Here is a 6,654-nt window from a genome sequence, read left to right on the forward strand (position 1 = left end):
GTTACTTGACCTGCCTGGGCGAGGTAGAGAACAGCGTCGACAACGTCTTTTACGTCCGTGATTTTTCCCATTGGCTGCAATGTCTTAAGAAAGTCCCTGGGATCATCCTTGTGCATTGGCGTATCCACCACGCCTGGGGCAACGGCGTTGAAGCGGATACCTTGTTTTGCATACTCAATCGCGAGACTCCGGATGATTGAATTCAAGCCCCCTTTAGTGATCATTGGGACCGAGGCATTTACGCCAACGATCGGCTGATCGGCAAGCGCCGCGGTGATGCTGACGATGCTCCCTGATTTCTGCTTCAGCATCTGTTTCACAGTTAGCTGAGTGATGTAGAGGAACCCCAGCAGGTTTGTTGAAACCAAGTTGTTGAAGTCCGCGGCGGAGAAATCCGTGAAGGGCTTCGCGAAAAAGATTCCGGCGTTATTCACCAGAACATCGATCCTTCCGAAGTCCTCGATTGCTGATTCTACGACCCTGGCGGCAGTCTCTGGCTTACCAATATCGCCATCGACGAGAACCAGGGAGGTCGAGGCGGTCAACTGTTGACTTATCTTGCGAGAGGTCGCGACGACGTTATAACCCTGTTTCAGGAAGGCCCCGACTAAACCGGCTCCGATTCCGCGCGACGCTCCTGTAATGATTGCTGCCTTCTGGTCTGGCATGTAACTCCTGTTCAAGGCTTTCGACCCTTAACGTGAGGCATTGATAAAGTCTCGGACTGCGAATGACCGATCATGCGATCCGGCGTTCAATCGATTTGCAAGTTGCGCCGAGGCCGTGATCGTAACCGCCCGCCAATGTCGGCTTGTAGATCCGGACTGGCTATCCATTGATTCCAACTCGTTGAGCCAGTCCACTGCTGAAATCTGGGCCTGCTCTGGACCGTGCAATTTTTTCACCGCGCGGATGAATGCGGAGAACTCGCGCCCCGCCATCCGCATCTGGTCCTTGCAAACCGAATTGGAGAACGATGTTTTTGCGTTCATTGGATCCTCGTCTGTTTCAGCTATACCGGGTACCAGGAGTGGAGCTTTCGTCCCCCACGTGCACCAGGTTTCTGATGACTCAGATGGCATGCACAATTGTGATCACACCAGAGGCGTAGCCGCGAAACAATTAGACGATGGTATCGACCATACCTTCGTATCGGCCGACGGGAGTGGAGACGATCTGTCCGTCTTTTCCCTTTTACGCTTTGTCGCCAGATCCAGCTCTGCGAACCGATACCAAAGTACAATAGACACGCACCTACGGGGTGGCTCATCCTACTCTGAGTTGACGCGAGGCCCGCTGCCCAGGCGTTAGGTTAGGGATTGCAATGAGAAAAATCTCGGCGCCCATCTCTCTGGCTGGGTCACAACTCGGCCCAACGCGTCATGTCTGCGCGTTTTTCAATAGCAATGAAGAAGAGTATCGCGTGTTATTGCCGTTCATTAAGGATGGATTCGAGCGTGGGGACAAGGCGATTCACGTTCTTAGTCCAGATCAACACCGTGACCACCTGCAACGATTAGCTGGCATAGGAATTGACTCGACCGCTGTCCAACGAAGCGGCCAATTCGAACTTCGGAGCAGCACCGAAACCTACCTTCAAGACGGCCGGTTCGATCAGGATCGCATGCTGCAGTCGTTCGAGCAGATGGCGAGCGGCAATGCCGGGGGAGGATTTCCCCTGAGTCGCATCGTCTGCCGCATGGACTGGGTGCCTGACGGTCAGTCGCACATCGACGATGTGATTGAGTTTGAAGCGAGGGTCAATGATGTGTGGTGTCGCCACGATGATGCGGTCATCTGCACTTACCATCTTTCGAAATTCAGCGGCGACGCTGTGATTGACATCATGCGCACGCATCCGCTGGTCATCGTCGGCGGCATTCTCCAGCACAATCCGTTCTTCGTGCCGCCGGGGGAGTTCCTGCATGAAATACGCGAACGGCGGGCAGGGCACCCTGCGCGCCCCGCGACGGTGGGCTGACCATGGCGGGCCGACCATGAAAGTGCAACTCGAACATCCCGCCGACGAGGTCAAGCGCCTTCAACGTTGCATTAATGATCTGGTCAGCCTCCTCGCTCTTCCTGCCATGTGGAGCGGCAGCACACCCTGTGACATTGTTCAGACCTTGCTCGACTCACTTCTTCGCATGCTCGATCTGGACTTCGTTTATGTGAGCTTGACAAACCCCGTCAACGCAGCGCCCTCCGACACGGTCAGGGTCGCTCCGTCACTAGAACATCAGTCGCAACAGATGTTCCGACCGCGAGAGCTCTGTACGTTCCTCAATCGCTGGTTAGGGGACGACCCACAAAAACGTTATCTCCAGGAACGCAGTCGCATTGGAGACGAAGAGGTTTCACTCGTTTCCTGGCCTCTCGGGGTGCACCGTGAAATTGGGGTAATCGTGGCGGGGTCTCGTCGAGCGGATTTCCCGCGGGATACCGAGACACTTCTTCTGGGCATAGCGGCTAACCAGGCGGTGATCGGGTTACAACAGGCACGATTGTTGAGCGAGCAGAAGCGCGTTGCCGACGAACTCGATCAAAGGGTCGCGCAACGGACCACAGAACTTGCTGCAGCCAACGAAGTGCTGAGAAAGGAAGTCGCCGAGCGCAGGCGCGCGGAGGAAGCACTGGCAGCGGGAAAGCGCAATTTACGCTTAATCGTCGAGGGCATCCCCGGCTTCGTGGCACTCATGACGCCGGCCGGTGAAGTTGAACTCGTCAATCCCCAACTCGTCGAGTACACCGGCAGGACACTAGAGGAATTAAGGCTCTGGGGAACCAGCGACACGATTCATTCTGAGGACCTTCCTCGCGTCGTCGAGGTCTTTGCACGATCGATCGCGTCAGGTAGTCGATACGACTTCGAAGCACGCATCCGACGTTTCGATGGCGTATATCGCTGGTTTCAGGTGCGAGGGCTGCCGGTTCGAGATGCCGATGGCCGAATCCTTCGCTGGTGCTCTCTGCTCACCGATATTGACAAGAGAAAGCGCGCAGAGGAAGCGCTCAAGCGCAGTGAAGCATTTCTAGCCGAAGGCCAACGTCTGAGTCGAATGGGCTGTTGTTGCTGGCGTGTGGAAACATGCGAATTCACGTGGTCCGAGGAACTCCATCGCATTTTTGGGTTTGAACCCGATGTGCCTGTGACGCTTGACTTGATCGCTACTCGAGTCCATCCAGAAGACATCCCACTGTTGAACGACATGGTCGAGAAGGCGCGAGGTGCGGTCACAGATTTTGAGTACGAATACCGGTTACTAATGCCTGATAATTCGGTCAAATACCTGCACATGATCGCGCACGGGATTCGCGACAATGATGGCCGGCTGGAATATATCGGCGCGGTTCAGGATGTGACGCAGCGGCAAATTTCGGAAGAGGCACTTGCCAAGGCGAGGTCGGAGCTTGCACACGTCGCCAGTGTCACGAGCCTCGCTACCTTAACGGCGTCAATCGCGCACGAAGTGAACCAGCCGCTCTCAGGCATCGTCACTAACGCCGGCACCTGTCTGCGGATGCTGACATTGGATCCACCGAACGTCGACGGTGCGCGTGAAACCGCCCGGCGAACGATTCGCGATGGCAACCGTGCGTCTGATGTGATCACGCGATTGCGCGCACTCTTCGCCAAGAAACATACCCTCGCTGAGCGGGTGGATCTGAATGACGCTACAAGAGAAGTGATTGCTCTGTCATTGAGTGAGCTTCAAAGAAACCGGGTGATTTTGAGATGTGAGCTTGCCGAAGACCTCCCGCTGGTCACAGGTGACCGCGTGCAGCTTCAGCAGGTAATTCTGAATCTCCTCCGGAATGCTTCGGACGCGATGAATACGGTGCATGATCGCCCCAGGGAGTTGCTGATCAAGACGGAACGAGACGAAGCCGATCAGGCGCTCCTCAGCGTGAGAGATGCGGGGCTTGGATTCGATCCTCAATCCGTCGACAGGCTTTTCGAAACGTTCTACACGACTAAGCATGACGGGATGGGAGTCGGACTATACGTCAGTCGCTCCATTGTCGAAAGTCATCAGGGTCGTCTGTGGGCAACGCTGAATGACGGTCCGGGAGCGACGTTTTCATTTTCCCTTCCGCGGGGACCCAGCGGCGCGATGGGCGCCGACAGGAATGGTGACCTGCGGACGCCTGCTGTAGCCGATACGGATGTTTTATGAGAAATCTATGAAAGTCAACTTTCGAGAGATCGCGATCATCTTCATCCGCCGCGCCGGGGTTGATATCGGCGCCGAACCAATACCAAGGCACAATGGCGCTCACCACTGGAGTGGCGCATGCTTGTGACATGGACTGCCGCCGAGTCGCGTTTTCATTCGCCATTCCTCGCGGACCCGAGACCCTTGATGGGCACCGAGAATCGGCAGCATTCGGAGACAGCCGCGACGGATGCTGCAAAAAACTCTATGACAGTTACACGTTCACTTGTGTCAGTAGTCGATGACGATGAGTCCGTGCGCGAGTCGCTACCCGACTTGCTAAAGGAGTTCGGCTTTGCGGTCCGCGCGTTCTCATCAGCGCAAGAGTTCCTCGCGTCCGATTGCGTCGGCCAAACCAGATGTCTGATTCTCGACATTGCCATGCCCGGAATGACCGGACCCGGCCTTCTGCAGGAATTGAAGCTTCGACGGCAAGAGATTCCAATCGTCTTCATCACCGCTCAGAGAGATGAGGCTGTGCGCTCGCGAATGCTCGAACAGGGTGCGGTGGAGTGCCTGTTCAAGCCATTCAGCGACACGGCTCTGCTTCAGGCGCTCACTCTCGCACTTCGAGTGAGTTAGGCGATCTGCTATGTGCTGTGCCAGGAGGATATAAAATGGACTTAGCCCGCGCACTTGACGATGAAGTGGCGTCAACACCCATGTCGGACGGCACACCAATCGTGTACGTGGTTGACGACGACGTCTCCGTACGTGAGTCGCTGGAGTTGTTGATTCGCTGCGAAGGCTGGCAGCCGGAAATATTCGCGTCCGCACAGGAATTTCTCAGCAGCCCACGAGTCCTTGTTCCGAGCTGCCTCATACTTGACGTTTCTCTTCCAGGTCTCAACGGTCTCGATCTGCAGAAACGCATCGCCAGCGATCGGAATGATATGCCGATCATCTTCATTACGGGTCACGGTGACATAAGGACGTCCGTCCAGGCCATGAAGGCAGGCGCTATCGAGTTTTTGACGAAGCCATTCGGCAATGATGTGCTGTTAAGTGCTATCCGAGACGCCATCGAGCGCAGCCAGGCAGCACTTGGTCGCGAGGCGGAGATACGGGCACTCCGGGACTGTTACGCGTCGCTCACGCCTCGCGAACGGCAAGTCATGGCGTTGGTAGCCTCCGGGCTGTTGAATAAACAGGTCGGTGGGGAACTCGGCATAAGCGAAATCACGGTAAAGGCACACCGCGGTCAGGTGATGCGCAAGATGAAGGCTGACTCTCTCGCAGAGTTGGTGAAGATGGCCGCGAGGCTCCCACTCCCAGGCGTGCCGGTCCCCGATACCTGAGTTCATGTACTCGCCAGATTTTGCCCGATGGAAGTGCGAGTGCTCCCCGGCAAGAATCACAGTTCCGGGCGGATACGCTTCCTGTTTGTGGGCCGTCAGGCGATCTCTTGTCTTTGCGGCCGTATTTCAGCTTCCATGGCAGCCTCAGCCTGCAAGCTTTTGAGAATGCGAGAGATGGTTGCGATAGCGAGAGTGCGACCGCCTTTCTTGTACGCCACGGCACAATCGCGGGCATCGAGGCTCCCATCGATGTCGATGGCCTCCCACTTCTCGGCGTGGCCTACGTAATTGATAGCCACGTCGTAGTGTTGACTCCAGAAGAATGGGACAGCGTCAAACTTTTCGCGACGGCCAAGAATATTCTTAGCTGCTACTTGACCCTGTCGTTCAGCGACCACCCAGTGCTCGACGCGAATTCGCTCGCCGGTGTGCGGATCGGGCCAGCGGGCGGCATCGCCAGCAGCGAAGATTCCGGCCACGCTGGTTTCTAGGTATTCGTTGACTAAGATACCGCGATCAATGGCGAGCCCAGCCTGCTCGGCCAAAGCCAGTGATGGACGCACTCCTATACCCAGCACTAGGAAGTCTGCGTCCACAGTTGCTCCGCCGATTAAGGTGACCGCGCGACCACTTACCCGGCTGACAGTCTCCCCCAAATGAAAGGTCACGCCGTGAGCTTCGTGAAGTTTGCGGATGAAGAGGCCAACCTCATCTCCCATGACGCGTTCGAGTGGCTGGCTACCAGGGGCTACTACATCGACGAGGATTCCGCGGGCGCGCAGCGATGCGGCAACTTCCAAGCCGATAAAGCTGGCACCTACAACCACCACACGTTTTGCTGAAGTTGCCTTGGCAATGATTGCTTTGCTGTCAGCGAACGTGTGGAGATAATGGACCTGAGACTCGGTCGCGCCTTCAATCGGCAAACGGACCGGGTCAGATCCGGTGGCCAACAGAAGTGCGCCAAATTCGAGTGTCCTCCCATTCTCGAGCAATATCTGCTTTTTTCTGATATCAAGCGATGAAACTCGTGAGTGAAGGAGAAGATCGATTCGGCGGTCGCGATAGTAGTCCGAAGACCGCAAAGGAATCCAGTCTTCTTGAGCCGTGCCTGCCAGGTAATCCTTGGAAAGGTTCGG

At 56.1% G+C, this 6,654-nt stretch carries 7 protein-coding genes; 4 read left to right on the forward strand and 3 right to left on the reverse strand.

Going from position 1 to position 6,654, the window contains the following annotated elements; all coding sequences use genetic code 11:
* Both VNX88_08920 and VNX88_08925 read right to left on the reverse strand, forming a co-directional pair.
* On the reverse strand, positions 1–668 hold a 668-nt coding region (locus VNX88_08920), incomplete at its 3' end, for an SDR family oxidoreductase (GenBank protein HWY68773.1).
* 27 nt (positions 669–695) lie between these two features.
* Complete coding sequence (locus VNX88_08925) at positions 696–992, reverse strand: hypothetical protein (GenBank protein ID HWY68774.1); 297 nt, start codon at positions 990–992, stop codon at positions 696–698.
* A 332-nt stretch (positions 993–1,324) separates the two neighbouring features.
* On the opposite strand from VNX88_08925, the gene VNX88_08930 reads away from it, so the two are divergent.
* From VNX88_08930 to VNX88_08945, 4 genes are all read left to right on the forward strand, one after another.
* Positions 1,325–1,981, forward strand: coding sequence for an MEDS domain-containing protein (locus tag VNX88_08930; GenBank protein ID HWY68775.1), 657 nt, complete (start codon positions 1,325–1,327; stop codon positions 1,979–1,981).
* A complete protein-coding gene (locus VNX88_08935; protein ID HWY68776.1) occupies positions 1,926–4,178 on the forward strand; it encodes a PAS domain-containing protein in 2,253 nt (750 codons plus the stop codon). Before VNX88_08930 ends, VNX88_08935 begins: the two co-directional genes overlap by 56 nt.
* A gap of 246 nt (positions 4,179–4,424) precedes the next feature.
* Positions 4,425–4,799, forward strand: a complete 375-nt coding sequence (locus VNX88_08940) for a response regulator (GenBank protein HWY68777.1) — start codon at positions 4,425–4,427, stop codon at positions 4,797–4,799.
* Positions 4,800–4,834: 35 nt separating this feature from the next.
* Entirely contained in the window at positions 4,835–5,515 is a 681-nt protein-coding gene (locus tag VNX88_08945; protein ID HWY68778.1) for a response regulator, read from the forward strand.
* Positions 5,516–5,610: 95 nt separating this feature from the next.
* On the opposite strand, the gene VNX88_08950 is transcribed toward VNX88_08945, so the two are convergent.
* On the reverse strand, positions 5,611–6,654 hold a 1,044-nt coding region (locus tag VNX88_08950; GenBank protein HWY68779.1), incomplete at its 5' end, for an FAD/NAD(P)-binding oxidoreductase.

It is taken from the genome of Terriglobales bacterium (genome assembly GCA_035567895.1).
Taxonomy (GTDB): Bacteria; Acidobacteriota; Terriglobia; order Terriglobales; family Acidobacteriaceae; genus Gp1-AA112.